Origin of the sequence: Acidiluteibacter ferrifornacis (genome assembly GCF_009909615.1) — a bacterium.
In the GTDB taxonomy this organism is placed as follows: domain Bacteria; phylum Bacteroidota; class Bacteroidia; order Flavobacteriales_E; family Vicingaceae; genus Acidiluteibacter; species Acidiluteibacter ferrifornacis.
In genome coordinates this window covers 64,467-91,002 of sequence record NZ_WWNE01000004.1, presented here as the reverse complement: position 1 = coordinate 91,002, position 26,536 = coordinate 64,467, and the positions used below count along the sequence as shown (strand labels likewise).

Here is a 26,536-nt window from a genome sequence, read left to right as displayed (position 1 = left end):
CAATATGAAAATAGCTATTTATGGCCGAAAATTGGCAGATGGGAACAAGGAAAGCGTATCAATGCTTTTCCAATGTTTAAAAAATAAATCTGCTGATATTTATGTCTTTTCTAATTTTCAAAATGAAGTTGTTGGATTAACCAATGACGAGGCTATTATTCCTTTTAGTAGTTACGCTGAGCTCGACCAATCCTTTGATGCCTTTATCTCTATAGGAGGAGATGGAACAATATTGGAGTCTGTAACACTAGTCCGTGATCTAAACATCCCCATTTTAGGAATAAACACCGGCAGACTTGGCTTTTTATCGAACACTAAACCAGGAGAAATAGAATATGCCATTGAATGCATCAGTAATAAAGACTACCAACTAGATCACCGAACATTATTGGAAGTAAATACGGAAAGTAACCTTTTTGGTGATACCAATTTTGCGCTAAACGAATTGAGTATACTTAAAAGAGATTCTTCAAGTATGATTACCATTCATACATATATCGATGATTGTCATTTAAATTCCTATTGGGCAGATGGACTTATTATTTCTACTGCAACGGGCTCCACAGCCTATTCATTGAGTTGCGGAGGTCCAATAATAATGCCTGGCACAGGAAACTTTACACTAACACCAATTGCTCCCCACAATTTAAATGTTCGGCCTATAGTAATTGCCGATTCCTCTGTCCTACGGTTTACTGTTGAAAGTAGGGCTAAGCAAAGTTTACTGGCATTGGATTTTAGGTCAAAAGTTATAACTGCCAAAGAATCTATCGTTGTTCAAAAAGCTAAATTCACTATTTCCTTGATTCAACTTCCAAATCAGTCGTTTATTTCTAGCTTGCGCAACAAATTAAATTGGGGGTTAGACCAACGCAATAAATAACATAACTACTTAATATTACCATTAATCGAAAAATGGGGTAAAATTCACATTGATTTTTTATATTTGCGCAGACTTAGAGTTATGAAAAAGTATTCCATCATTTTATTATTTCTTTTTATCCCAACACTTGTTAGCGCTCAGCTATGGAAAAGATATCGTAAACAAGTATACGGTGGTGTCGGGGTTACGAACTTTTTAGGAGACCTTGGAGGCGGCAATGATATCGGAGCCCATGACTTTACAGACCTTGACATCGCAGCTACAAGAATGACTGTAAATGCTGGAGTTAAATATCAGTTGAATCAATTCATAAGTGCCAGAGGTAGTTTAACTTGGGGTCTTCTAAAAGGTGATGATAAGAATACCAAACAAGAGCAAAGAAGAAGGAGAGATTTAAACTTTAGATCTCATTTTTGGGAAGCAAGCCTAATGGCCGAATTCTACTTTTTACAAAACTCTAGAAATGGTGCTTATCGATTAAGAGGAGTTAGAGGGAACAAAGGTTTAAAAATGGACTTTTACCTTTTAGGTGGTATTGGGTTTATGTATTTTAATCCCAAAGCTGAATTGAATGGCAAATATGTTGCTCTTCAACCAATCGGAACCGAAGGCCAAGGACTACCAGGACAAAAAAGCAAATACAAACGCACCACATTGACTATACCTCTCGGAATAGGTGTTGCAAAATCGATTGATCGTTATTGGACAATTGGTTTAGAATTTATGTATCGCATTACATATTCAGATTACATCGATGATGTAAGTGGAAAATTCTATGATACAGAAGCAATTATAGCTGCTAATGGAGGCAATAGAGATATTGAAAAATTAATCTCTAGTGGCGAACTAGGGAATGGTGCGCAAGGTGAAACAAGAGGTGATCCTTCCCAAAATGACGCCTTCATGACAGGAACGGTTACTGTCACAAAGAAGATTTTGGCTAGAAGAAGAAGTCGACCAAAATTCTAAATACACTATTTATTTCTTTACTACGTTAATTGCTTTTACGAACTTTAGCGCATGAAATATTTCTTTAGTGTTTTTCTACTTTTATTGAGTGTCTTTTGTAATGGACAGAAAATTCCAGAAATGGGAATTTTATTAGGAAAAGGCAATTATAACGGAGAATTAAACCCAACGCAGCAGTTTAGTTCTGATGGTGGAGGACTCGCTTTTGGAGGAGTTTTTAGATACAACTTAAATCCTAGATATGCTTTAAAAGCAACCGCTATTTATACTAAGATCAGGGGCAATGATGACATTGCAGATTTAGAGTTTGGTCAAATCAGAAATGCAGAATTTGAATCCAACCTTCTAGAATTATCCACCCAAATCGAATTTAATTTCATGAAGTATACGATCGGAGACTGGAGTCAACCGTTTTCTCCATTTTTATTCGTGGGACTATCTGCATTTCAATACAATCCTCAAACCACTCAAGATGGAGTAGATGTGAGATCAGAAGACATCAAACAATGGGGAGTGGCTATCCCTTTTGGAGTCGGATTTAAAGTTAACTTATTCTCAAGGTTTGGGCTTTCTGCCGAGTGGGGCTTCAGAAAAACAGGAAGAGACAACATCGACGGCTTAATCAACAATAATTTAGAACTACCAGATTTTGAAAATGGAAAAGATTATGACAACGATTGGTATTCAATAATTGGTGTCTCTTTAAACTATAGATTAACGAAGAAAAACGTCTGTCCCTCCAATTTTTAATTGCCAACTATTAATTGGATATTTGTAAGCATTTTTAGCAGGAAAATATTAATGAGTAATATCGATAAAAGTAAACTCCCTAGTCATATTGCAATTATCATGGATGGTAATGGTAGGTGGGCCAAAAACAAAGGCAAGGCAAGAGTTTTTGGACATAAAAATGGAGTTGAATCTGTTAGACAAGTAACAGAAGGTGCTGCGGAACTTGGCATTCAACACCTTACTCTCTATGCCTTTTCAACAGAAAACTGGAATCGTCCAAAAGCTGAGGTGACAGCATTAATGACTTTGTTAGTTACTACAATAAGTAAAGAAACAAAGACACTAAATAAGAATAATATCCGTTTACATGCCATCGGAAATTTAGACAACTTGCCAAACTTAGCCAAGAAAGAGCTTTTGAGCTCGATAGAGAAAACTTCTAACAATACAGGACTGAACCTAATATTAGCCTTGTCTTATAGTTCTAAATGGGAAATTACCCAAGCAATGAAAACGATTGCTAACAAAGTCAAAAATGGCGAATTAAATCCTGAAGAAATTAATGAAGGCACCATACAGTCTAATTTATGTACAGCTCAATTTCCTGATCCTGAATTATTAATTCGCACAAGTGGCGAACATAGAATTAGCAATTTTCTTTTATGGCAAATTGCCTATTCTGAACTCTATTTCACTCCTACCCTTTGGCCAGATTTTAGAAAAGCAGATTTAGAAGAGGCTATTCTCAGTTACCAACAGAGAGAAAGAAGATTTGGAAAAACGAGTGAGCAACTAGAAACCCCAACCAACGCATGAAGAATATTTTAATCCTTGTAGCTCTGCTATCAATAGGACTGACTGGCTATGGTCAAATTTCAACTAGTCCAGGATTGGATTTAATCGATTACTCCACTCCTAGAACTTTTACCATAGGTGGTGTAACAGTTTCTGGAGTACAAAGTTTTGATAATAATGCATTAAGAGCTATTTCAGGATTAGAGATTGGAAAAGAAATAAAAGTTCCAGGAGATGAAATCACTAAAGCGATTACAAACCTTTGGAAACAAGATTTGTTTACAGATATTCAAATTTCCGCTACGGAAATTATCGGAGATAAAATTTTCTTAGACATTTATATTCAAGAGCGACCTAGGTTGTCAAAATTTAAATTTGTAGGGGTCAAGAAAGGAAAACAAGAAACGTTAAGAGAAGAGATTAAATTAGTTAGAGGAAAATTAATTACCCAAAGCCTAATAGAAAGTACAGAATATAAAGTAAAGAAGTATTATACCGATAAAGGTTATTTAAATACAACAGTGAATTTAGTGCAAGAAGTTGATACACTTATCAACAACAGTATCATTCTTACCATTAAAGTCGACAAAGGGGAACGAGTTAAAATAAAAGAAATTTTTATAGAAGGTAACGAAGCACTTTCAGACAAAAAAGTGCGCCGATTAATGAAAGACACTAAACAAAAGAGGTTCTACAATATTTTTAAAACATCAAAGCTTGTAAAACCAGCCTTCAAAAAAGACAAACAAGCCATCATCGACAAATACAATGCAAAAGGTTATCGGGATGCCAAAATCATTTCTGATTCCATCCAAAAAATTGATGAAAAAAACATCCAACTATTCTTAAAAATTTCAGAAGGGAAACAATACTATTTTGGAAAAATAAAATGGGTTGGTAATACGAAGTACACTAACGAAGAGTTAGATAGAATCCTCAACATAGATGAGGGAGAGGTTTTTAATCAAGAGTTAATGGATCAACGCATTTTCATGGATCCTAATGGACGAGACATAAGTTCTCTTTATTTAGATCAAGGATACTTATTTTTTCAACCTGATGTCGTAGAAGTAGGAGTTAGAAATGATTCTATTGATTTTGAAATTAGATTGAGAGAAGGCAAACAGGCGACCATCAATAGTATTACCATAACAGGAAATACAAAAACGAATGACCACGTAATTCTAAGAGAAATTAGGACTCGTCCAGGAGAACTATTTAGTAGAGCTGACATCATTAGAACACAAAGAGAATTAGCCCAGTTAGGATACTTTAACCAAGAAACCTTGGGAGTAAACCCAATTCCTAATCAAGAAAATGGGACCGTAGACATTGAGTATGTTGTTGAGGAACGTCCATCCGACCAAATTGAGCTTTCCGGAGGATGGGGAGCAGGAAGAGTGGTTGGAAGTTTAGGAGTATCATTCAATAACTTTTCTGCGCGTAACTTCTTTAAAAAAGGGGCTTGGCAGCCATTACCCGCCGGAGATGGACAAAAGTTAAGTTTGCGAGCGCAATCTAATGGGCGTTATTTTCAATCTTATAATGCTTCATTTACAGAACCATGGCTGGGAGGAAGAAAACCAAACTCTCTAAGTGTTAGTGTTTATCACTCTAATCAAACTAATGGACTTGACAAGAAAGTTTTGGATTCCGAAGGGGAAATGGTTGACAATCCTTTGAGGTATGCCATTCAAACTTCTGGAGCATCAGTAGGTCTTGGAAGAAGATTAGAAGTACCTGATGACTTTTTTACGCTTTACAATGAAGTCTCTTATCAATACTATACTCTTCAAAATGCTGGATCGAATTTTATTTTCTCCAATGGATTTGCTAACAGCTTAAGCTTTAAAACAGTACTTGCTAGGAACTCTATTGATGCGCCAATTTATCCTCGATCAGGGTCACAAACCTCATTGAGTGTCCAATTTACCCCTCCGTACTCACTATTCCAACCTGATAAAGATTATGATGCTATTTCAGCTCAAGAAAAGTATAAGTATATTGAATACCACAAATGGAAATTTAATACTTCTTGGTTTACCAGTATTGCCGGAGACTTAGTTTTAAACACTAAAATGGGTTTTGGTGTATTAGGTCAATATAATCAAAGTTTAGGTCAATCACCTTTTGAAAGATTCTATTTGGGTGGTGATGGTCTTAGCGGATTCGCATTAGATGGTAGAGAAATTATTGCATTACGTGGTTATGGAAATGGAGATCTTTCCCCTTCTACTGGTGCAACTATTGTTAACAAGTATACGATGGAACTCAGATACCCTGTATCGTTAAATCCATCAGCTACAATTTATGGCCTAGCTTTTGCAGAAGCAGGAAATTCATGGGCAGCCTTCAATGACTTTAATCCTTTTGAGGTGAAAAGAGCAGCAGGAGTTGGAGTCAGAATTTTTATGCCAATGTTTGGATTGCTTGGGCTTGATTGGGGCTATCGTTTTGACGATGTTCCAGGTTCTAATCCAGATAAAAGAACTGAAATTCACTTCACGATTGGAGGTAGCTTAAATGGGTGGTAGAAAAAAGTTAAATTCGCACACCCTTTTAATTTAAGTCGAACTAAAATTGAAAAAAATGAAAAGAATTGTAGTACTATTAGCCTTTATTTTAATTGCAGCAACTTCTGCTTTTGCTCAAAAGTTTGCATACATTGATACCGAGTATATTTTAAGTAATATTCCTGAGTACAAAACTGCACAAACCGATTTAGATAATTTGTCAAAACAATGGCAAGAGCAAGTGGAACGTAAATATTCTGAAATTGATAAAATGTACAAAGATTATCAAGCAGAAGAAATTTTGTTGACAGAAGAGATGAAGACCAAACGAAGAGAAGACATCATCAAAGCTGAGCAAGCAGCAAAAGATTTTCAAAAGTCAAAATTTGGAGTTGACGGAGAGTTATTCAAAAAAAGACAAGAGTTAATTAAGCCAATACAAGATGAAATATACAAAGCTGTTAAAGAAATTTCATCTATTGGTCAATATGCCATTATCTTTGATAAATCTAGTGCATTAACATTAATTTATACCAACCCTAAATACGACAAAAGTGACGATGTCATTAAACGATTAGGATACAGTCCAAGCCAATCTAAGTAATCCACTATTAAAACCAATAATAACATTTCAAACAATCTATCAATGAAGTTCATTAAAATTTTCACACTTATAGCATTATTAGCAACTACAACTGTAGGTTTTGCACAAAAGTTTGGACACGTAAATTCAAACGAATTGCTTTCGATAATGCCCGAGAAGGTGCAAGCAGAAAAAGATTTTCAAGCTTATACTCAGCAATTAGAAGAACAATTGCAAAAAATGTCGAAGGAACTACAGGCTAAATATGCAGATTACCAGGCAAACCAGTCAAATATGTCAGAGCCGATAAAAAAGGCAAAGGAAAATGAAATTCGTGACATGGAAGGAAGAATTCAAGAATTTAGAGCAGGGGCTGAAGAGGACTTAGCGAAGAAAGAAACAGAACTTTTGGAGCCTATCATCACTAAAGTTAAAAATGCAATCGAAGAAGTAGCAAAAGAAGGACAATATACTTATGTATTTGATTCAAGTGCAGGCTTTCTATTGTATGCGAAAGATTCAGAAGATATTATGAGCAAGGTAAAGAAGAAGCTTGGCTTAATATAACATTTTAAAAGGCAGTTCTAATTGAGCTGCCTTTTTTGATTTCCCCTATCAATACTCACTAGTGCTTTCTTCTTTATTTGAACCAGGAAGAATACTTCACATAATTTTGTGCAATCCGATTGATTTCACCATCAATTAAGGCACGATCAGCTTGTTTTACCAGTTTTGCAGGAACACCAGCATACACACTTCCCTCCTTCACATGAGTCCCTTCTAATAATACAGCACCAGCTGCAATAATGGAGTTACTCTCTACAATGCAATTATCCATCACTATTGATCCCATACCAATTAATACGTTATCATGAATAGTACATCCATGCACTAATGCATTGTGACCAATCGAAACATTATTTCCTATGGTAGTTCCAGCCTTTTGATACGTACAATGGATTACAGCACCATCTTGTACATTCACCCTATCTCCCATTCGAATAAAGTTGACATCTCCTCTAATGACAGCATTGAACCAAATGCTACATTCTTTGCCAATAATAACCTCTCCAACTATTGTAGCATTTTCTGCTATAAAACTATTCTCTCCTATTTGGGGTGCTTTTCCTTGTACCGCTTTTATTAATGCCATAATACGTTGTTAATGTAGACTCAAATTTCGGAAGAAAGCCGCACAATTCTTAATACCTTTGTAAAAAATAAAAGAACATGGAAGTAAAACTTGCACCACATAGTATATACGCTGAAAGCACACCGAACCCCGCTACAATGAAATTTGTATCGAATAGATATTTGATAGTGGATGGTGAAGTATATGAATTCAACAATAAGACGGAAGCGGAAGTATCAGACTTAGCCAAAGAATTATTTACTTTCCCATTTATTACGGGTGTTTTTATTGCTAGTAACTTTATAAGTATCTCTAAGTCTAGTCTAGTAGATTGGGATGATGTCTTACTTGAATTAAAAGCATTTATTGGAGATTTTTTAAATGCTGAAGGTTCAAAAATTATAGATAAAGAGAAATTAGCCGAATCCAAAGCAGTTCATAAACGCGAACCTAATCCTGAAAAAACAACTATAAACTCGCCTAGAAAGGAAGATTTAACCCCTATTGAAATTAAAATCACAGAGATTTTAGACGAATATGTTCGCCCGGCAGTAGAAAGTGACGGAGGGGCTATTCATTTTCATGAGTTTAAGGATGGGGTGGTAAGTGTAGTTCTAAAAGGAGCATGCAGCGGTTGTCCTTCATCTACTATGACATTAAAAACCGGAATCCAGAATCTTTTAATGGATATGCTTCCTGAAGTAAAACAAGTCGAAGCCATTAATGGATAGCTTTTTATTTAGTTTATAATTAACTTGGTACAAAATCTATCATAATGAAACGACAACTCGCTTTAATTTCGCTAATTATTCTGACAAAGTGTAGCTTTGGCCAAATTACTATTACCAGTACAGACTTACCTGTTAGCGGAGATACACTTAGATATAGTGCCGCTATTTTAGATTCAGCATCTGAAGTAACTTTTAATATTTCGGGAGCAAATGTAAACTGGGACTTTTCTCATATTGAGCCCGAAGTTCAGGGTGTTGTAAGCTATTTACCAAAAGGGCAAACACCCTATAATTCAGACTTTAGCAATAATAGTTATTTTGGACGGAAGGCAACAGATACATTAAAAATTGAAGGTAACGTAGTTACAAAAGTTTACGAGTTCTATCAAAATACAACTCAAGGATTTACTCGGGTTGGATTAGCAGCCAAATACAGTGTACTTACGATTGCCAACACGTTTTCTAATCCAGACGAGATTTATCAATTTCCTTTAAATTATGGAGATGTTGACAGTTCTAACTTCTATTTTTCCAAGAGTATATTGTTTGTTGGCTCATATATAAGTAAAGGATATCGTAAAAACACGGTAGATTCATATGGTAGTATTACAACCCCATTTGGAACTTTTAATAGTATTAGAGTAAAAACTGAAGTTTTTACTAGAGATTCTGTTAACGTAAATGGTCAGCCTTCTGCAGCAAATACTCACACTATAGAATACAAGTGGTTAGCGCCTGGATCTAAAATCCCGATTATGCAAATAAACGGAACTGAAATCAACGGTGAATTTGTTCCAACTACTATGATTTATAAAGATAGCTATCGACCAGTTTCTAAAGACCTTAGTCCAAAAGCACACTTTACCACTTCTTCAATTTTCCCTGAAATAAACGAAGACACAGTCCAACTAATTAGTCAGACTATTGATATTGAAAGAACTAATTACAACTATAGCATTACACCGTCAACTTTTTACTTTGTCAATAATTCTAATAGATATTCTCCTCGACCTGAAATTGTATTTCAGAATGTTGGTTATTACACTATAAAATTTACCGTTTCTAATAGTTTTGGCTCTGCAGAAACTACATATGTAGATCATATATATGGTTCCTTAAATTCAAGTGTTAGAGAGAATAATCTACTTTCAGACAACCTTCAAGTGTATCCAAATCCTATTGAGACAAATGAGATTTCACTATCTTTTGATTTAACCTCAAATGGCCCTGTTTATATAGAAATACTCGATGTTTTAGGAAAGAGATTACATTACGAGAATAAAGGTTTTTTCTCTAGCGGCAAAAGTACCATTCTACAAAAGATTCCAACAAATGGCAGTACCGGTTCTTTAATAATTAGAGTTATCTCACCAGATGGAATAGCAACGCAAAAAGTGATTCGTAAATAGGTTAAAAAAAGTGAAATACTAACCTTGTTTAACAGAGATTTCTAAGAGTAAAGTTTTAAAGGAATGATCTTTGCGATTATTTCTGAAAAAATATTACAACTGTGAACTTTCTCAAGCCAAACCGCCGATCACCAATTGACATTTTATTAAAACCAGTAGACAATTTACTGAAAAACAAAGCATCATCTGGAATTTTACTGTTCCTAGCAGTAATAATTGCCCTAATTTGGGTTAACTTCATTGATGCAGAAGGATATCATCACCTGTGGGAAAATGTCATCGGTTTTAGTGTAGGTAGTTTCTCAATTGAAAAATCATTGCATTATTGGATTAATGATGGATTAATGACCATCTTTTTCTTTACGGTAGGATTAGAGATTAAAAGAGAGATTATGGCTGGGGATTTATCATCTCCTAAAAAAGCTGCATTACCGATCGCTGCCGCAATTGGAGGTATGGTTTTTCCTGCCATCATCTATTTATTCTTTAATAACGGCACAGCAGGAGAATCAGGTTGGGGAGTTCCTATGGCGACTGATATTGCATTTTCTTTAGGAGTTCTAAGCTTATTGGGCAAACGTGTTCCTATAGCACTAAAAGTTTTTCTAACGGCATTAGCGATTGTAGACGATTTAGGTGCCGTATTAGTAATTGCATTTTTTTATACCGAAAATCTATACATAAATTTTTTAGAATGGGGAGGCTTATTCTTTGCCATCCTAGTGATTGGCAACCTCATCGGTATTCGTAAAAGTGGATTCTATGTTATCATTGGGGCTTGTGGTTTATGGATTGCCTTTTTACTTTCAGGGGTGCATGCTACGCTCGCAGGTGTTCTTATCGCAGCAGCTATTCCTGCAAGAGTAAAAATTGACGAAGGTCTTTTTTTAAAAAAATTGCAATTTTTAATCGATAAGTTTAAACACGCAAAGCGGACCGACAGCACCTTTGTAACGGAAGAACAACAAGACATTCTAGAGCAGATGAAAGAAACCAGGGCAATGGCGGAGACACCTTTACAAAAAATGGAACATGCTTTGAATCCAATTGTAGCTTATTTGATATTACCGCTCTTTGCATTGAGTAATGCTGGCTTAATTATCAATCAAGAAATAATCGGTTCTCTATTCAGTAATGTTTCTTTAGGTATAGCACTTGGACTGATCCTAGGAAAAACAATCGGTATTGTGTTTTTATCTTACCTACTAGTCAAACTCAAAGTATCAATACTTCCTCCCAATACTACATGGACGCAAATGATTGGGATTGGGTTAATGGCAGGTATAGGTTTCACGATGTCTATTTTTATCTCAGAATTAGCTTTTACAGATGCATTAATGAAAGAGCAAGCCAAAATGGCTATACTAGTTGCTTCGTTGATTTCAGGGTTTGGAGGATACCTTGTACTAAGATTCTCTGCTCATAATATCAAATAAAAAAGGCTGAAAGTATAATACTTTCAGCCACAATCTTTCTAGTTTGTATTCTGATTTACAATCCCAACAACACTTCTTCTGGATTCTTACCACCAAAAATCATTCTAGCAGGATTTTCGATCATTTCTTTCACTTTTACCAAGAAACTAACTGATTCCTTCCCATCAATAATTCTATGATCGTATGATAATGCGAGATACATCATTGGACGAATCTCTACCTTTCCATCAATTGCAACAGGTCGTTCAACTATATTGTGCATCCCAAGTATTGCACTTTGCGGAGGATTAATAATAGGCGTACTCATCATTGAACCAAAAACCCCACCATTGGTGATAGTAAACGTTCCACCTGTCATCTCATCTATTGAGATTTTACCATCTCTAGCTTTTATGGCCAATCTCTTAATCTCTGCTTCAATTTCTGCCAAGCTCATTTGCTCCGCATTTCTTACAACAGGAACCATCAGTCCTTTTGGTGAACTCACAGCAATTCCTATATCAGCATAATCATGGAATACCACTTCTTGTCCGTCTATCATAGCATTAACAGCAGGGTAATGATTTAAAGCTTCTGTTACAGCCTTTGTGAAAAAAGACATAAATCCTAAATTCACGCCTAACTTCTCTTTAAATTGTTCTTTATATCGAGCCCTTAAATCCATAATAGGTTTCATATCTACCTCATTAAAGGTAGTTAACATTGCTGTTTCATTCTTCACAGAAACCAATCTTTCAGCGATTTTGCGACGAAGAGTACTCATTTTTTCGTTACGCTTATCTCGAGTTCCTCCCCATCCTTGTGCAGCGTCAGCTGAAATTCCTGCAGCCATTGCACTCAACACATCTTGCTTCGTAATTCTTCCGCCTTTTCCTGAACCAGACACCTTATTTGGTGCGATTCCATTCTCGCTCATTGATTTTCTTGCAGCAGGAGAAGGATGACCCACAGCGTGACTACTTGTATTACTGCTCTCTACTTTCTGTGGCGCAGGCTCTGCTGCCTTTGAAATTTCCTTTTTCTCCTCTTTAGGTGCAGTATCTGCAGATTTCGCAGGCGCTTTAGCATCTGTATCAATTTCTGCAACCACATCCCCTACAGCAACAGTATCACCTTCCTCTGCCTTGAAAGTAATGGTTCCTGCTTCGGGAGCTGTTAATTCTAATGTTGCTTTATCCGAGTCTACCTCAGCAATTACATCATCTTTTTCTACATAATCTCCTTCTGCAACCATCCATGTTGCTATTTCTACTTCTGAAATGGACTCTCCTGGTGAAGGAACTTTTACTTCGTATGCCATAATATAAATTGACTATGATAAAATTTTTATTTTTTTACTTCGCTGTATTCAAATACTCCATTAATAACAGCAGCTTGTCTTTTCGCAAAAACTTTAGACGAGCCAGCTGCAGGACTTGCACTTTCTCTTCTCGAAATTAATTTAATCACCTTTGATTTAAAATTTCTTAAGATAAAAGACCATGCTCCCATATTCTCAGGCTCCTCTTGAACCCACAGTGTATTCTTAGCTTGTTTATACTTTTCTAAAATTGCATCAACCTGTTTTTGAGGAAATGGATAGAATTGCTCCATTCTAACAACTGCAACATCGTTAGCTCCTAACTCTTCTCTTTTTTCAATTAATTCATAATAGATTTTACCCGAACAGAATGCGATAGTATTCACTTCTTGTGCCTTTACCTCAACATCGTCAATCACCTCTTGGAATTTTCCAGTGGCTAGCTCATCCAGCGTAGAAACACATTTCGCATGACGCAACAAACTTTTCGGAGTCATCATTACTAGGGGCTTTCTAAATTCACGCTTTAGTTGCCTTCTTAATATATGAAAGTAGTTTGCTGGAGTAGTACAATTTGCAACTTGCATATTATAATCTCCACATAAAGTCAAGAATCTTTCTAAGCGAGCACTTGAATGTTCTGCACCTTGACCTTCATAACCATGAGGCAACAACATAACTAACCCATTCTGACTTTTCCATTTATCTTCTGCACTGCTTAAAAACTGATCTATAATAATTTGAGCACCATTATTAAAATCACCAAACTGAGCTTCCCAAATGGTTAGCCCATATGGAGTAGCCATGGCGTAGCCATACTCAAACCCTAAAACAGCATACTCTGATAATAATGAATTATAGATTTCAAATTTCTCTTTAGTATCGGGAATATGATTTAGTGGAATATACTCTTCTTCTGAGTCTTCTACCTTTAATACAGCGTGTCTGTGTGAAAAAGTTCCTCTTTCCACATCTTGACCAGTCATTCTTACTGGGAAACCCTCTGTTAGTAAAGTTGAGTAGGCAAGTAATTCTGCCATTCCCCAATCTATGACTTCTGACTCAATCATTTTCAATCGTTCACTGAACAATTTCTCCGACTTTTTGAAAAAATTCATATCCGATGGAAGTGTACTGATACTTTTACCTACTTCTATCAATTTCTTCTTATCATATGATGTATCAACAGAAAGTTGCATATCCGCATCTGTAGATTCTCTAAGACCTTTCCAAGTTTCAGCTAAAAATGGAGTGATAACAGCTTTTTCGATTTGTTTGGCCTCTGTCAAACGATCTTGAAGCATGTCATTGAACTTCTTCTCCATTTGCTTGGCAGCTTCTTTATTCAAAACCTCTAACGAAATTAGATTATCCAAATAAATCTCTCTTGGGTTCTTATGTTTAGCGATGGCCTTGTATAATAAAGGTTGCGTAAACCTTGGCTCATCTCCTTCATTATGACCATATTTTCTATAGCACAACAAGTCAACAAAAACGTCCTTTTTATATTTCTGTCTAAACTCTAATGCTAATTTAATGGTATAAACCACAGCTTCAGGGTCATCTCCATTTACATGAAAAATAGGGGACAAAGTTACTTTACCTACATCTGTACAATACGTACTAGACCTTGCATCTAAATAGTTGGTAGTAAAACCAATTTGGTTATTAATTACGATATGGATAGCTCCCCCTGTTTTATAAGCATCAAGAGATGCCATTTGAATCAACTCATACACAACCCCTTGCCCTGCAATTGAGGCATCACCGTGGATGATAATTGGAACAATTTTTTGGTCGTCATGCAAATACTGGTCAACTTTTGAACGGGCAATCCCTGCTACAACAGGACCTACAGCCTCCAGGTGAGATGGGTTAGGAGAAAGTGTTAGCTTCACATCTTTTCCAGAATCAGTTTTAATATCACAAGAGTAACCTAAGTGATACTTTACATCCCCATCAAATAGATTGTCTTCGTATTCCTTTCCCTCAAACTCACTAAAGATATCTTTGTAAGTCTTATTGAATATATTAGCTAAAACGTTCAATCGCCCTCTATGTGCCATTCCAACGACAAACTCTTCAACACCCTCTTTTGCTCCAAGTTCAATAGCTGCATCTAAGGCAGGAATCAATGACTCACCACCTTCTAAAGAAAATCGTTTTTGACCAACAAATTTCTTATGCAGGAATTGTTCGAATACTACGGCTTGATTTAGTTTATGCAATATATGCTTCTTCTCTTCATTAGTAAAAGTTCCTTTATTTTTAGAACCTTCCATTTTATTCTTCAACCAATCTACCTTATCTGGCTTTCGGATGTACATATATTCTACTCCAATGGAGTGACAATAGGTCTCTTTCAAAAAGTCTATTACTTGCTGTAATGTTGCATCTTTTAGACCGATTTCAGTTCCTGCTTGAAACACTTTAGAAAGATCTTCTTGGGTTAACCCGAAATTTTCAACATCCAAAGTAGGAGTATACTTTCTTCGTTCTCTAACTGGATTTGTTTTTGTAAACAAATGGCCTCTAGATCGATATGCATTAATTAGGTTGATAACTTTAAACTCTTTATCAAAATTTAAAGAACCTGAAGGTGCACTAACTTCTTGCTCGTAGTTTTTTCTTGCGAATTCAAACCCGTCAAAAAATTTGCTCCATCCTTCGTCTACAGACTTTGGATCTTTAAGATATTGTTGATAAACAGTGTCGATTGCAGTTACGTCTGCATTGCTCAGATAGGAAAATTTATCCATTATAGTCTTTACATGGTTGAACACTTCAAAATTAAAGAAATATTACCTACCAACGTTGGTATATTCATTTTCTAAAAGATGAAATTTACGGCTTCTTCAGCTTATTGCTAAAATATGCTCTTGTGAGCACTTTTAACAGTTCTCGTTCGATGATGAGTTTTGTTACAGCATGCGACACCCCTCCTTCGGTTTGATCATCTAAAGCCGCCTTAATAGCCTTTTCTGGAATATCAATTAAATAAAAAAGAGCAAAAATTTTTTCAGATTGGCATTCGAATTGTCGATTAACGATTGGCAACAGTAATTCACACAAACCTTGAAAACTCCAGTTTTGGTTGCCCTCAACCTCCAAATCTATTCCAGCTCGATCTGTATCTTTCTTTAATTGAAGAAAAGTTTCATTCAAGAATACTTGTTCATTTTTATAATTTTCAATTTGTTGGATTGTTGGTATCATTTTCGGAGGTTCTATTCATTAAATTTGAACATCAAACAAAGATGCGTGTTTTAAAATAAAACATCAAAATTATGGCAGAATCAGTATTAATCAGTGGAGGGAGTGGTTTAGTTGGAAAAGTTCTCACAACGCTTTTAATCGAAAAGGGTTACAAAGTAGGTCACATTAGCAGAAGCGCCTCAAGCAATCCAAATGTAGAAACTATTGTATGGGACTTGAAGAAAAAAACGATTGATATTGAACAGGTAAAAAAATATGATTATCTGATTAATTTAGTAGGAGCAGGAATTGCAGACAAAAAATGGACAGAAGAAAGAAAAGAAGAAATTGTGCGAAGCAGAGTAGAGTCCTTAAACTTTCTATTTAATATAACGAAAGAACACAACCTTCCCTTTAAATCTGCAGTATCTGCCTCAGCCGTTGGATACTATGGATTTAACACTTCTGACCACATCTACAATGAAACAGATCCGCCAAGTGAAGATTTTTTAGGAAACACTTGTCAAAAATGGGAAAAAGCTCTTTTTCAGTTTAATGAAATAAACATTCCCGCATCAGCAGTTCGAATTGGATTAGTATTATCCACGGAAGGAGGAGCGCTTAAAGAATTAGCTTTCCCTATAAAATTGTATGCAGGAGCTCCTCTTGGTAATGGCAAACAGTACATGCCATGGGTTCACATTAGGGATATTTGCAATCAATTCATTTTTCAAATGGAGCATAAACTAAAAGGCAGTTATAATGGTTGTGCTGATGAGCATGTTACCAATAAAGAATTTACAGAAGCGGTTGCACAGGTTCTGAAAAAGCCACTTATATTGCCAAACGTTCCAGCATTTGTTATGAAAGTTATTCTCGGCCAAAGATCGCTCATGGTACTAAATGGAAGTAGAGTTTCAAACGAAAAAATTAAGAAAGCTGGATTCAAGTACGATTTCTCCAAACTCAATTCTGCTTTGCAAGAACTTTATAACGGCTAAATATTTCTATACATCAATTCTTCTGCGATGTCCATTAGAGGCTGTTTCTTTTCTTGAGCAACATTCACTTTTGTTAATGCCTCCATCCCTCTATCGAAATACGTTTTCATCTTTAACTGACTCAATTGAGGTATTTTCAACTGGTCGTAGACTGCTTTTACTCTATTTACTTTATCGTCGTCACTTAACTCTCCATCCAAGCAAGATTTTAACTCCAATTTCTGCTCTTCATTGGCTAAGTTCATTGCTTCTAGTAACAAATATGTTTTTTTATTTGCGATGATATCCCCTCCAACTCGCTTACCAAAACTCCGAGGGTCAGCATAAGCATCTAAGTAATCATCTTGTAGTTGGAACGCAATCCCGACATTCTTTCCAAATTCATAAATGTTATCAGCATCTTCCTCAGAGGCTTTACCAATTATTGCTCCTATTTTTAAACTAGCAGCCAACAAAACTGCGGTTTTCAGCTCTATCATTCTCAGATATTGCGGAATTGAAACCTCTTCTGTAGTTTCAAAGTTCATGTCCATTTGTTGTCCATCACAAACCTCAGCAGCTGTTTTATTAAAAACACGAAGAACCCTCCCCATCTTTTCAGCCGGTTGTAATTTTAGAAAATAATCTACCGCTTTAACAAACATTACATCTCCAGATAGAATAGCAATATCTCTATTCCATTTTTTGTAAACGGTATCTTGTCCTCTTCTCAAAGGGGCTTCGTCCATGATATCATCGTGAACCAAGGTAAAATTATGAAACACTTCTACTCCCATTGCTGCATGAAGCGCATCTAGTTTATTCGCTTCAAAGATATCGGCAACCATTAACAAAGTAGCAGGTCGAACCCTTTTACCTCCTAAGTTCATGCTATACGAAATTGGATCATACAACTCAGTGGGATTTCCACTAAAATCAGCTTCCGCTATAAATTTTTCAACCTCTAAAAAAGCCTGTTTGAAAGAAAGCATTTAAAGTATAAATGAAGGATTATTAATAACATTAGTTAAGCCGGTTTCGATATCCGTCAATTCCCGACCAAGCAACTTCCTCATTTTAGATATGTCAGGGTTTCTTCTACTCATATCCCCCTCCTCTAATGGAGGTAAATGCACTATTTTAGAGGAAGAGCCTGATAACTTTATAATTGTTTTAGCCAAATCCAAAACAGTCATTTCGTTGTCATTCCCAATATTTATCACATCATTCATTACTTCATCATTCTTGAATGCATTGTAGCAAGCCTGAATATTATCTTCAACATAACAAAAAGTTCTAGTCTGCATCCCATCACCAAAAATGGTAATATCTTCACCCTTCAATGCTTTTGCAACAAATTTGCTGATTACAAAATCTTTACTTTGCTTCGGCCCATAGGTATTGAAGAACCTAAATATGGTATAATCTAAATCAAATTCTTTTTTATATGATTTCAAGAAAGCCTCACCAACATTCTTTACGATTGCATACGGCAACCTAGAGTTCAGCGGGGTAGTATGCTCGTTCTGTGGCATTTCTACAGGCTCGCCATAAACTTCAGAAGAAGAAGAAAAGAAAACTCTCTTCACTCCAGTATTTTTGGATAAACTTAATACATTCTTAACACCTGTTATATCATCTAAAACCATCACAGGATTATCAATCGTTCTCTTAACCCCTACCACCGCAGCATAATGAAATACATAATCGAAAGAAAAAGCATAGAATACTCCTGATATATCTTCCAATCGATTGACATCAGCCTTTATAAACTTGACATTATCTTTTTTTGGAACTCGAGCTATATCTCCCGTTAGTAGGTTATCAACAATTACAATAGTATTGGAAACGTCTTGTGCCAATTTTTCTGCCATTGCACTAGCGACAAATCCGGCTCCTCCAGTAATTAAAATATTTTTTTGGGTCATTATTAATCTTTGGTCAAATTCATTAAGTATTTTCCATAACCACTTTTTACAAGTGGTTCAGCTAGTTTGTGCAACTGTTTCTGGTCGATATAACCCATTCTAAAAGCAATTTCTTCCAAACAACCAACTTTTAATCCTTGTCGCTGCTCAATCACTTCAACAAACTGGGCCGCTTGCATTAATGAATCAAAAGTACCGGTATCTAACCAAGCAGTACCCCTATCCAAAATTGCTACCTTCAACTCTTTCCTTTTCAAGTATTCTTTATTTACATCAGTAATTTCATACTCTCCTCTTGCACTAGGCTTTAGCTCCTTTGCGATCGAAATCACAGAATTATCGTAGAAATACAAACCTGGTACAGCATAATTAGACTTAGGCACATCTGGCTTTTCTTCTATAGAAAGAGCGTTTTTATTTTTATCAAATTCAACAACTCCATACCTTTCTGGGTCAGAAACATGGTAAGCAAAAACGACTCCGCCCTTCGGATCAAGGTGTTGTTGCAGATTTTCTTCTAAACCAGTTCCATAAAATATATTATCTCCCAACACTAAAGCAACACTATCCTTTCCAATGAAAGATTCTCCAATTATAAAGGCCTGAGCTAATCCATTGGGAACTTCTTGTATAGCAAATTCGAATCTACATCCAAATTGACTCCCGTCACCCAATAACTTTTTAAAACTGCCGCTATCATGTGGAGTTGTAATAATTAGTATTTCATTAATACCCGCACTCATTAGCGTTGAGAGCGGATAATAAATCATTGGTTTATCATAAACTGGCATCAATTGCTTACTCACAGCTAAAGTTAATGGATGTAAACGTGTACCAGACCCACCGGCTAAAATTATTCCTTTCATACTTTTATTCGTTTTTATCGGATTGAGATTCTATTTCTAACCCTTCTAAATCAATATCTTCTTCTTCGTCAACTAATTCTATTAAAGACTCTTTTTCGAAAGCTTTGGTTGTTACCCACTTGTCTAAACTAAGAATTAAAGATGGCAATAGCAACAAGTTAGAGCACATCGCAACTAGTAAAGTAAGCGACACCAACATACCAAGAGCTACAGTACCTCCAAATTCTGAAGCTGCGAAAACACCAAAGCCAAAGAAAAGCACAATAGAAGTATAAATCATACTGACACCAGTTTCTTTTAAAGCCAAGAGAGCAGCCTCTTTAATATTCCAGGAGTGAGCTTTCAACTCCTGTCGATACTTAGCTAAAAAGTGAATCGTATCATCTACAGATATTCCAAAAGCAATACTAAAGATTAGAATAGTTGAGGGTTTTATGGAGATTCCGAAGTATCCCATAATCGCAGCAGTGGTCAAAAGTGGAAGCAAATTTGGAACTAAACTCATAAACACCATACGAACCGAAGAGAATAGAATCGACATAATGATAGCAATCAAAAGAATAGCAATCCCCAAACTAATGAATAGGTTTTTGACCAAATACTCGGTTCCTTTTAACCAAACAATACTAGTCCCTGTTAAGGATACTTTATATTTATCAGGAGGAAAAATAGAATCTACTCGAGGTTTCAAATCAGTCATTATGGCCTCCATCCTATTGGTTCCCACATCTGCCACTTGAGCAGTAATACGAGTAATTTGGTTGGTGCTATCAACATAAGACTTCAGTAAATTCTTACTGGTTTCATCTGCACCTCTAAAATATGGTCCAATAAAAGATTGTTCTTGACTATTAAACAAGGTATATTTTGAGGGATCTCCACCGTAAAATGCCTGCTTGGCAAATTTCAATCCTTCTACCACTGAAAGTGGTTTAGAAAATTCTGGATACTCATGCAGTAAGTCTTGAAGTTTGTCAATCTTTTTAAGATTTGAAAGTTTAAATACTCCTCCCTTCTTTTTAGTATCTATCGTTACTTCCAATGGGAGCACTCCTTTTACTTCACCTTCAAAGAATTTCAAGTCCAAAAATACAGGATCATGTCGAGGTAAATCGTCTGCAATATTTCCAGTTACTTTTATCTTAGTGACTCCATAAATGGAGACTACTATAATAAGCGCTGTCACCAAATAAACTACCTTACGGTGTTTCATTACAATAGTCATCAAATGATTAACTACCATAAAAACCCACTTTCTTTCCAAGTGCTTAATATGCCTTTGACTTGGAGGCTTTAAAAAGCTTTGAAGTATTGGCATTAAGGTTATTGACAAAATAAATACAGAAAGAATGCCTAATGATGCTATAATTCCAAATTCAACTAGGATAGCACTCTGAGTAAATATAAAAGTGGCAAAACCTAAACCAGTTGTAGTGTTGGTTAAAAAAATAGCATTCCCAATTTTATAAATAACACGGTTGAGAGCTTTCATTTGATTCCCGTGATAACTATATTCTTGATGGTACTTATTAATGATGAAAATACAGTTGGGAATTCCAATTACGATAATCAAAGGAGGGATTAAGGCAGTTAAAATACTTATTTGAAATCCAAAAATTCCTAGAAATCCGACGGACCAGACCACACCTATCATCACTATAAGCATTGAGAAGAACATGGCTTTAAACGACCTAAAGAACAGCAACAAAATGGTTGCCGTCACCAAAATTGCGAGAACTATAAACAACTTTATCTCTTCACTAATCTTGGTCGTATTGTTGGATCGAATATAGGGAAGTCCAGAAGAACGAACAGTTAATCCTGTCTCATCTTCAAACTGATGAATTAGGCTATACATTTCATCAATTAAAACTTTTCTGTCCTTTGAATCTAAATACTTTCGATCAAGAGTTAAGGCCATTAAAGTGAATTCGTCCTCGTTATTGAAAAGATATCCGTTATAGAATGGCAGATTCCTGACTACATTCATGAGGCTATCCAGCTCTTCTTGTGACTCAGGCCGGGACTTAAAAACCCTTTCGGGAATAAATTTCTTTGCTTTAGAATCCTTTGTAAGATCAACAATAGCAGGAATTGACAAAACCTCATCTATTCCTATTACCTCCCTTAAATCATTACTTAAGTCATACCATTTATTAAAATTATCCAGCTCAAACAGCCGTTCATCTTTCATTCCGATGACCAAGATACTGCCTTCTTGACCAAATTGCGCCTTAAAAGATTCAAACTCTTGAAAAGTAGAGTCGGTTTCAGGAAGCATTTGTGCCATTTCGTAGGACATCTTAACCTTGGAGGCGAAGAACCCCATAATCAGGGTTATGACAATTAATAAAGCAATAATGTAATACCTCTTTCTAAGAATATGACCTGCAAACTTGGTCCACATAAAGTACAGCTTAAGCGTTAAAAATGTTTTTTGAAAAACTCTTTCCAAAAAAGTTTGACAAATATCGTTAAATATAACAAAAACGTGACTTCCTATCGATTAAATAAGACAGAAAACAAAAAGGAGATGAGTTACAACCCATCTCCTTTTTTGTGCTATTGAAATATCATTTTATCTATTCTCCAGTTTTTTCATTTCTTCTTCGAAAGTCTTTTTGAATTTCTCGTAATCATAATCAACCTTTAATATCTCATCTTTAGAAAGACGCTCATTCATCTTAGAAACCATTTCGTCTCCAGACAACTCAATTGCGATATACGTTTTATAGTTTCCAGAAGAAGTTTTAGTCACCTTTTCGCAAATAGTTTTTGTACCAACAAGCTCTTGGTTAATCACTTCTCTTGTTAAACCTTCAAAACGCTCTTCCAACTGCTCTACATTATTTACTTCAGTAGAGTTTACATAATTATCGATTGTTCCTTTTATTGTAGTTTGAATTGCAGAAGCCAAATCTGCTTTTGCGTTACTCATCGCCTTCTTTTTAGAAGTAGATTGGTCCATACTCTCCCCTACTGAATTTGCTCTAAAAAACTTACTATTACTAAAATAGTCTTCTCCTGAGCAGTATACATTTACTAATACTTCATCAGCAGGACGTTCTCTTTCAGCTATCTTCTCCTTATTCTTACAAGCACTTACACTCGCCATTAGAGCTAATGCCGTAATCGCCATCACTCCTACTTTTTTGATTTTCATTTTCATGGTTATTAGATTTATAATTGTGTTTTTATCTTTTCAGAAACTGTGCCAAAATTGAATTATAATTTTGAAACTTACAATATGGCTTCTTTTAATTTTGGCACCAACTTTCTATACATTTCAGCTTCAGCTTTTTCATATGCCTTTACAGATGCCCTCGCCTCATCAAGGTTGACACCTTTTATTGGACCGTCTGCACCGGAATAAATTGACTTCTTAGACTTCACCTCAGATAAATTAATGTTGTAATTTAATACTACCACCGTAAAGTTTTCATCCTTACTTTGAAATTTTGTATCTGAAACCAGCTCTAGTAAAAGATCAGCTTTTTCCTTTTTATCTACAATTTGAATTCCCTCCTTTACCAATTCTGACACTAGTATTCCAGAAAGCTGCTCTCCACTTCTCCTTTTCCCAAACTCCTTCTCTGTTGCATCAACAAATAATTTTGGACGTTCTACGTTTACGATTAGCTCCATTCTTGGATACACCAAATTGGCAAGTTTTGCGTTTAAAAATTCTGCATCAACTCTATTCTTAGCAATTGCGAAAATGTTAACCTTAACCACATTGCTCACGTTTGGTACTTTTATATCAGTAGCTGCTAAACTTACATTGGCTTTCCCATATTCATTCGTAACATATTGTTCAGTAATCTCACCATATTGATTAAAATAGGTAGACTCCAATGGAAGCCCAGTGATCATTCTCCCTTTTCTTTTAATTAGCAATGGATAATACGTTTTAAATCCATTAAAATAACTTAACGCAGCAGGCCGCTCACTATTATCTATTTCGATATCAACTAACAAACTCTGCAGAGCAGACATTATTAAATGGTCAAGAAACACGAATTGACCACCACTCAACACTTCAATTGCACTAGGCCCATAATTCTTTATTGCAGAAATCGCGTCAAAGTAATGATTAATTGAAAGAATCACATCTCCCTTCTCGGCTGCTTCAATTCCTAGTCTGTAAAACTCCTCCCCTGCCTTTTTAGCTGCCAATCTCTTTCTTTCAACTTGCTCAAAATACTCAGCTTTAGACAACCTATAATACACCCAGTACTTATTTTGACCTTGCCATGAATCAATTAATGAATAGCCCTCTAAATCGGCTGCAATAGAAGTCTTAATCGTCGACCTAAAATCCTCATTAAAGGTCTTATTAGATTCATTCTGATAGTAAACCGTATTTGACTCTAAACTAACCTTAATCTCTGAGGCTAAATCATTTAATGCATTATTCTTTGCAGATTCAATAAAATTAGTCCCTTCCTCCATTGTCGCAGAACCAATGCCTATATAATACATATCAGTAATCGGGCGATCGCTAATCCACGAAGGTTTGGGTAGAGTAGTCTCCTCAACCACCTTCTTTTTATTATTACAAGCGATTAGCATAAAAAAAGTTAAAGAATAAAATAAATACTTTTTCATTCGCTTATATATTTCTGAAGGTTTGTAATTATATCTCTTGAAAAAACCGAGGTAGAACTATTTAGCAAACTATTCGTCAACTCATTTGTTCCACTAATCTCTCTTTTAGCATTCAATAGTTGATTCAATTGATTTCGCTCATTTTTATTAAAACTTACTGCACCGTTGGCCTCAGGATATAAGTTCCTGGAGTCCCCTTCGTATACTGCAAAGTGCATTGCATCCCCAGTGGTTTGATCAAAAAATTTAGAAAACAATATCTCTCCTGTTTGAAGTGAAGTTAATTGAACTTGATATGCCAACTTTACTTCATTCTTTTGATAATACTCTGTATATGAAGTCTTTTTATACTTGGTCACCACCTCATCTTTTTGAGTTACTTTATTGAATTGTTTTACACCGTATGCTTCAAAACCTGAACGGTCGTATACTTGCATCTTTCCAGGATTAGCTGAATATTCAATCACTTTACCTGTTAAAACCGCCTTTGCTCCTAATAAATCTCCTGCAGTTGCAGCCGTCTTTTCATCAATTGCTCCAGATAAGTTTAGTTTTTGTTGAGCCAATAAAGCTTCCATGTTCTCTCGATCAATAATTTTAATAAACGGATTATTGTTATTGGCTAAAGATGACAATAAATTGGCTTGAATTTTATGACTTATAGCCTGATCAGTAGTAGCATTACTAAAAGACAATAGCGCAACTGTATAAGTTCCTAATTCTAGGCATTGCTCTTTTATATGAATACTTTCCTTATAGGAATTATCATACACTCCAACTTGGTTTAAGAGGTTATACGCTTTCACAAACTTATCTTGCTGAAATGCCTGCTCAGCTTGGAGATATAATGGTTCAATAATAGCAATTTTCTCAAGCTCCTTTGCATCTTTGTATTCTTCATCGATACTAGTTATCTCACTCAACTTACTCTTAGCTGCATTAAAATCTCCCTTTCCTAACAGCATTTTTCCATCATTGTAAAGACCAGTTAAATACTCCTCTTTTAAACTTTCAAAATCACTTTTTATATAACTCGGTTCATCCACCTGAATGTTATACATCCCAAGCGTTTCTGCATATCTTTTGGCCTCAATGTATGTATATACAGCCTTACGAGTATCTCCTATCGCCTTAGCTTTAAAAAAATCATCTAAATAATCTCCAAATACTCTGGCTCCATTTAGCCTTAAACCCACCCGAGCATCTAGATTAGTTGGATCTCTACGAAGAGACTCTAAATAACTAGCTGCAGCATCTTTGTACAAACCTGCCTCTTGATAAGCCTGAGCCTGCTTCGCATACTTTTTGGTCCCAGAGCAAGCCTGCGTAAATAAAAAGCAACTGATTAATGTGGTGTATAGAAATTGTTTGGTCATTCAGGTTGTGAATTTACTTGCAATATTATAAAAATTGTGCCAAGCATTAAAAATGTTCTACTTCGATTGCATTTTATTAATTTTAAACATGATTAAATCGCTCCTTTTTTCACTGATAGTAATTTGCTTAAACGCTTGTATCAAAAATAATAAGCCCATAATCGAACGATTTAACGGAATTAGCTTTGTTGCTCCTCCAGTTAAAATTGACAGTTTACCCATCAAAATCCTAATTGAAGAAACAGGGTCAAATTCCTTAGCCATAATGCCCTTTGCTTTTTGTTATGGAAACTCCAACCCTTCCTTATATTTTAATCACGAGAAGCAATGGTGGGGAGAAAAAAGCGAAGGTGTAATATCCACCATTCGGATGGCAAAATTTCAGAACCAAAAGGTTCTCTTAAAACCACAAATTTGGATTAAACGAGGGGAATACACCGGGGATCTAGTTTTCAAATCAGCAGCTGAGTGGTCAAAATTTGAATCAGATTACCAGAATTTTGTGTTAAGTTTTGCAACCATTGCTGCCCAAGAAAAAGTAGATATTTTTTGCATAGGCACCGAACTTCAAAATTTCATTAATAAACGACCCGCCTTCTGGGAACAACTCATACAATCAATTAAAAAAATTTATAAGGGCAAACTCACCTATGCAGCCAATTGGGATGAGTATCAAAACACCCCATTTTGGAACCAACTTGATTACATTGGCATAGACGCCTATTTCCCTGCTTCAGCAGAACGTCAACCAAGCATTGAGGAACTCATGAATGGCATGAAGGTGACTCAATCAAAATTGAAAACATTTTCAGCAAGATATAAACTTCCGATACTATTCACCGAATATGGTTACAGAAGTATGAATTATGCTGCTCATAAACCATGGGAATCTTCTTCAGAAAAAGGAATAAACTTTAAAGTTCAAAGCAATGCACTGAGTGCATTCTACGAAACCTTTTGGTCCGAAGATTACGTCGCTGGTGGTTTTCTATGGAAGTGGTTTTATAACAACGAAAAAGCCGGCGGAATTGAAAATAGTGGATTCACTCCTCAAAACAAGCCGGCTATATCGGTAATCAAACAATATTATAGAGAATAAT

23 protein-coding genes are annotated in these 26,536 nt (G+C 35.7%); 12 read left to right on the top strand and 11 right to left on the bottom strand.

What is annotated here, in order from left to right; all coding sequences use genetic code 11:
• Window positions 1-4: 4 nt before the first annotated feature.
• The 7 genes from GQN54_RS03380 to GQN54_RS03350 all read left to right on the top strand — a co-directional run bounded on the left by GQN54_RS03380 (window position 5) and on the right by GQN54_RS03350 (window position 7,042).
• Entirely contained in the window at window positions 5-883 is an 879-nt protein-coding gene (locus GQN54_RS03380; RefSeq protein ID WP_160632000.1) for an NAD kinase, read from the top strand.
• An 81-nt stretch (window positions 884-964) separates the two neighbouring features.
• The gene (locus tag GQN54_RS03375; RefSeq protein WP_160631998.1) at window positions 965-1,852 is read left to right on the top strand and encodes a DUF6089 family protein; all 888 of its coding nucleotides are present in this window, start codon (window positions 965-967) and stop codon (window positions 1,850-1,852) included.
• 51 nt (window positions 1,853-1,903) lie between these two features.
• Complete coding sequence (gene porG / locus GQN54_RS03370) at window positions 1,904-2,602, top strand: type IX secretion system protein PorG (protein ID WP_160631996.1); 699 nt, start codon at window positions 1,904-1,906, stop codon at window positions 2,600-2,602.
• 51 nt (window positions 2,603-2,653) lie between these two features.
• Window positions 2,654-3,400, top strand: coding sequence for an isoprenyl transferase (locus GQN54_RS03365; protein ID WP_160631994.1), 747 nt, complete (start codon window positions 2,654-2,656; stop codon window positions 3,398-3,400).
• On the top strand, window positions 3,397-5,913 hold the full coding sequence (bamA, locus tag GQN54_RS03360; RefSeq protein ID WP_160631992.1) for an outer membrane protein assembly factor BamA: 2,517 nt from the start codon (window positions 3,397-3,399) through the stop codon (window positions 5,911-5,913). Before GQN54_RS03365 ends, bamA begins: the two co-directional genes overlap by 4 nt.
• A 55-nt stretch (window positions 5,914-5,968) precedes the next feature.
• On the top strand, window positions 5,969-6,496 hold the full coding sequence (locus GQN54_RS03355) for an OmpH family outer membrane protein (protein WP_160631990.1): 528 nt from the start codon (window positions 5,969-5,971) through the stop codon (window positions 6,494-6,496).
• A gap of 42 nt (window positions 6,497-6,538) precedes the next feature.
• Window positions 6,539-7,042, top strand: a complete 504-nt coding sequence (locus GQN54_RS03350; RefSeq protein ID WP_160631988.1) for an OmpH family outer membrane protein — start codon at window positions 6,539-6,541, stop codon at window positions 7,040-7,042.
• Window positions 7,043-7,115: 73 nt separating this feature from the next.
• Here the strand turns inward: GQN54_RS03350 and GQN54_RS03345 are convergent, their stop codons facing one another.
• Window positions 7,116-7,628: a gamma carbonic anhydrase family protein gene (locus GQN54_RS03345; RefSeq protein WP_160631986.1), complete on the bottom strand. Its 513-nt coding sequence runs from the start codon at window positions 7,626-7,628 to the stop codon at window positions 7,116-7,118.
• 77 nt (window positions 7,629-7,705) lie between these two features.
• On the opposite strand from GQN54_RS03345, the gene GQN54_RS03340 reads away from it, so the two are divergent.
• The 3 genes from GQN54_RS03340 (at window position 7,706) to nhaA (ending at window position 11,183) form a co-directional block, all read left to right on the top strand.
• On the top strand, window positions 7,706-8,338 hold the full coding sequence (locus tag GQN54_RS03340) for a NifU family protein (protein WP_160631984.1): 633 nt from the start codon (window positions 7,706-7,708) through the stop codon (window positions 8,336-8,338).
• 44 nt (window positions 8,339-8,382) lie between these two features.
• Window positions 8,383-9,747, top strand: coding sequence for a T9SS type A sorting domain-containing protein (locus GQN54_RS03335; protein ID WP_160631982.1), 1,365 nt, complete (start codon window positions 8,383-8,385; stop codon window positions 9,745-9,747).
• Window positions 9,748-9,848: 101 nt separating this feature from the next.
• Window positions 9,849-11,183 carry a Na+/H+ antiporter NhaA gene (gene nhaA, locus GQN54_RS03330; RefSeq protein ID WP_160631980.1) on the top strand — a complete coding sequence of 445 codons (1,335 nt, stop codon included), beginning with the start codon at window positions 9,849-9,851 and terminating at the stop codon, window positions 11,181-11,183.
• Window positions 11,184-11,238: 55 nt separating this feature from the next.
• Here nhaA and odhB read toward each other — a convergent pair whose 3' ends face one another.
• From odhB to GQN54_RS03315, 3 genes are all read right to left on the bottom strand, one after another.
• Window positions 11,239-12,483, bottom strand: a complete 1,245-nt coding sequence (gene odhB, locus GQN54_RS03325) for a 2-oxoglutarate dehydrogenase complex dihydrolipoyllysine-residue succinyltransferase (protein ID WP_160631978.1) — start codon at window positions 12,481-12,483, stop codon at window positions 11,239-11,241.
• A gap of 26 nt (window positions 12,484-12,509) precedes the next feature.
• Window positions 12,510-15,242, bottom strand: coding sequence for a 2-oxoglutarate dehydrogenase E1 component (locus tag GQN54_RS03320; RefSeq protein WP_160631976.1), 2,733 nt, complete (start codon window positions 15,240-15,242; stop codon window positions 12,510-12,512).
• A gap of 85 nt (window positions 15,243-15,327) precedes the next feature.
• Window positions 15,328-15,699 carry a hypothetical protein gene (locus GQN54_RS03315; RefSeq protein WP_160631974.1) on the bottom strand — a complete coding sequence of 124 codons (372 nt, stop codon included), beginning with the start codon at window positions 15,697-15,699 and terminating at the stop codon, window positions 15,328-15,330.
• A gap of 71 nt (window positions 15,700-15,770) precedes the next feature.
• Here GQN54_RS03315 and GQN54_RS03310 point away from each other — a divergent pair, with 71 nt between their 5' ends.
• Window positions 15,771-16,679 carry a TIGR01777 family oxidoreductase gene (locus tag GQN54_RS03310; RefSeq protein ID WP_160631971.1) on the top strand — a complete coding sequence of 303 codons (909 nt, stop codon included), beginning with the start codon at window positions 15,771-15,773 and terminating at the stop codon, window positions 16,677-16,679.
• Here GQN54_RS03310 and GQN54_RS03305 read toward each other — a convergent pair.
• From GQN54_RS03305 to GQN54_RS03275, 7 genes are all read right to left on the bottom strand, one after another.
• Complete coding sequence (locus tag GQN54_RS03305; RefSeq protein ID WP_160631968.1) at window positions 16,676-17,650, bottom strand: polyprenyl synthetase family protein; 975 nt, start codon at window positions 17,648-17,650, stop codon at window positions 16,676-16,678. The genes GQN54_RS03310 and GQN54_RS03305 overlap by 4 nt on opposite strands.
• On the bottom strand, window positions 17,651-18,586 hold the full coding sequence (locus GQN54_RS03300; protein ID WP_160631966.1) for an NAD-dependent epimerase/dehydratase family protein: 936 nt from the start codon (window positions 18,584-18,586) through the stop codon (window positions 17,651-17,653). It lies immediately after the preceding gene.
• Between the two features lie 2 nt (window positions 18,587-18,588).
• On the bottom strand, window positions 18,589-19,452 hold the full coding sequence (rfbA, locus tag GQN54_RS03295; RefSeq protein ID WP_160631963.1) for a glucose-1-phosphate thymidylyltransferase RfbA: 864 nt from the start codon (window positions 19,450-19,452) through the stop codon (window positions 18,589-18,591).
• Window positions 19,453-19,456: 4 nt separating this feature from the next.
• Window positions 19,457-21,859: an efflux RND transporter permease subunit gene (locus tag GQN54_RS03290; protein WP_160631961.1), complete on the bottom strand. Its 2,403-nt coding sequence runs from the start codon at window positions 21,857-21,859 to the stop codon at window positions 19,457-19,459.
• Window positions 21,860-22,030: 171 nt separating this feature from the next.
• Window positions 22,031-22,615: a hypothetical protein gene (locus GQN54_RS03285; RefSeq protein ID WP_207554805.1), complete on the bottom strand. Its 585-nt coding sequence runs from the start codon at window positions 22,613-22,615 to the stop codon at window positions 22,031-22,033.
• Window positions 22,616-22,692: 77 nt separating this feature from the next.
• The gene (locus GQN54_RS03280; protein ID WP_160631957.1) at window positions 22,693-24,060 is read right to left on the bottom strand and encodes an LPP20 family lipoprotein; all 1,368 of its coding nucleotides are present in this window, start codon (window positions 24,058-24,060) and stop codon (window positions 22,693-22,695) included.
• Window positions 24,057-25,436: a CsgG/HfaB family protein gene (locus GQN54_RS03275; RefSeq protein WP_160631955.1), complete on the bottom strand. Its 1,380-nt coding sequence runs from the start codon at window positions 25,434-25,436 to the stop codon at window positions 24,057-24,059. The genes GQN54_RS03280 and GQN54_RS03275 overlap by 4 nt, the downstream gene beginning before the upstream one ends.
• An 88-nt stretch (window positions 25,437-25,524) precedes the next feature.
• Between GQN54_RS03275 and GQN54_RS03270 the strand changes: the two genes are divergently transcribed.
• Complete coding sequence (locus GQN54_RS03270) at window positions 25,525-26,535, top strand: glycoside hydrolase family 113 (RefSeq protein ID WP_160631953.1); 1,011 nt, start codon at window positions 25,525-25,527, stop codon at window positions 26,533-26,535.
• Window position 26,536: the final 1 nt, after the last annotated feature.

Coding starts and splice junctions, on each gene's coding strand:
- GQN54_RS03380 (WP_160632000.1), top strand. CDS start 5: ATGAAAATAGCTATTTATGGCCGAAAATTGGCAGATGGGAACAAGGAA.
- GQN54_RS03375 (WP_160631998.1), top strand. CDS start 965: ATGAAAAAGTATTCCATCATTTTATTATTTCTTTTTATCCCAACACTT.
- porG (WP_160631996.1), top strand. CDS start 1,904: ATGAAATATTTCTTTAGTGTTTTTCTACTTTTATTGAGTGTCTTTTGT.
- GQN54_RS03365 (WP_160631994.1), top strand. CDS start 2,654: ATGAGTAATATCGATAAAAGTAAACTCCCTAGTCATATTGCAATTATC.
- bamA (WP_160631992.1), top strand. CDS start 3,397: ATGAAGAATATTTTAATCCTTGTAGCTCTGCTATCAATAGGACTGACT.
- GQN54_RS03355 (WP_160631990.1), top strand. CDS start 5,969: ATGAAAAGAATTGTAGTACTATTAGCCTTTATTTTAATTGCAGCAACT.
- GQN54_RS03350 (WP_160631988.1), top strand. CDS start 6,539: ATGAAGTTCATTAAAATTTTCACACTTATAGCATTATTAGCAACTACA.
- GQN54_RS03345 (WP_160631986.1), bottom strand. CDS start 7,628: ATGGCATTAATAAAAGCGGTACAAGGAAAAGCACCCCAAATAGGAGAG.
- GQN54_RS03340 (WP_160631984.1), top strand. CDS start 7,706: ATGGAAGTAAAACTTGCACCACATAGTATATACGCTGAAAGCACACCG.
- GQN54_RS03335 (WP_160631982.1), top strand. CDS start 8,383: ATGAAACGACAACTCGCTTTAATTTCGCTAATTATTCTGACAAAGTGT.
- odhB (WP_160631978.1), bottom strand. CDS start 12,483: ATGGCATACGAAGTAAAAGTTCCTTCACCAGGAGAGTCCATTTCAGAA.
- GQN54_RS03320 (WP_160631976.1), bottom strand. CDS start 15,242: ATGGATAAATTTTCCTATCTGAGCAATGCAGACGTAACTGCAATCGAC.
- GQN54_RS03315 (WP_160631974.1), bottom strand. CDS start 15,699: ATGATACCAACAATCCAACAAATTGAAAATTATAAAAATGAACAAGTA.
- GQN54_RS03310 (WP_160631971.1), top strand. CDS start 15,771: ATGGCAGAATCAGTATTAATCAGTGGAGGGAGTGGTTTAGTTGGAAAA.
- GQN54_RS03305 (WP_160631968.1), bottom strand. CDS start 17,650: ATGCTTTCTTTCAAACAGGCTTTTTTAGAGGTTGAAAAATTTATAGCG.
- GQN54_RS03300 (WP_160631966.1), bottom strand. CDS start 18,586: ATGACCCAAAAAAATATTTTAATTACTGGAGGAGCCGGATTTGTCGCT.
- rfbA (WP_160631963.1), bottom strand. CDS start 19,452: ATGAAAGGAATAATTTTAGCCGGTGGGTCTGGTACACGTTTACATCCA.
- GQN54_RS03290 (WP_160631961.1), bottom strand. CDS start 21,859: ATGTGGACCAAGTTTGCAGGTCATATTCTTAGAAAGAGGTATTACATT.
- GQN54_RS03285 (WP_207554805.1), bottom strand. CDS start 22,615: ATGAAAATCAAAAAAGTAGGAGTGATGGCGATTACGGCATTAGCTCTA.
- GQN54_RS03280 (WP_160631957.1), bottom strand. CDS start 24,060: ATGAAAAAGTATTTATTTTATTCTTTAACTTTTTTTATGCTAATCGCT.
- GQN54_RS03275 (WP_160631955.1), bottom strand. CDS start 25,436: ATGACCAAACAATTTCTATACACCACATTAATCAGTTGCTTTTTATTT.
- GQN54_RS03270 (WP_160631953.1), top strand. CDS start 25,525: ATGATTAAATCGCTCCTTTTTTCACTGATAGTAATTTGCTTAAACGCT.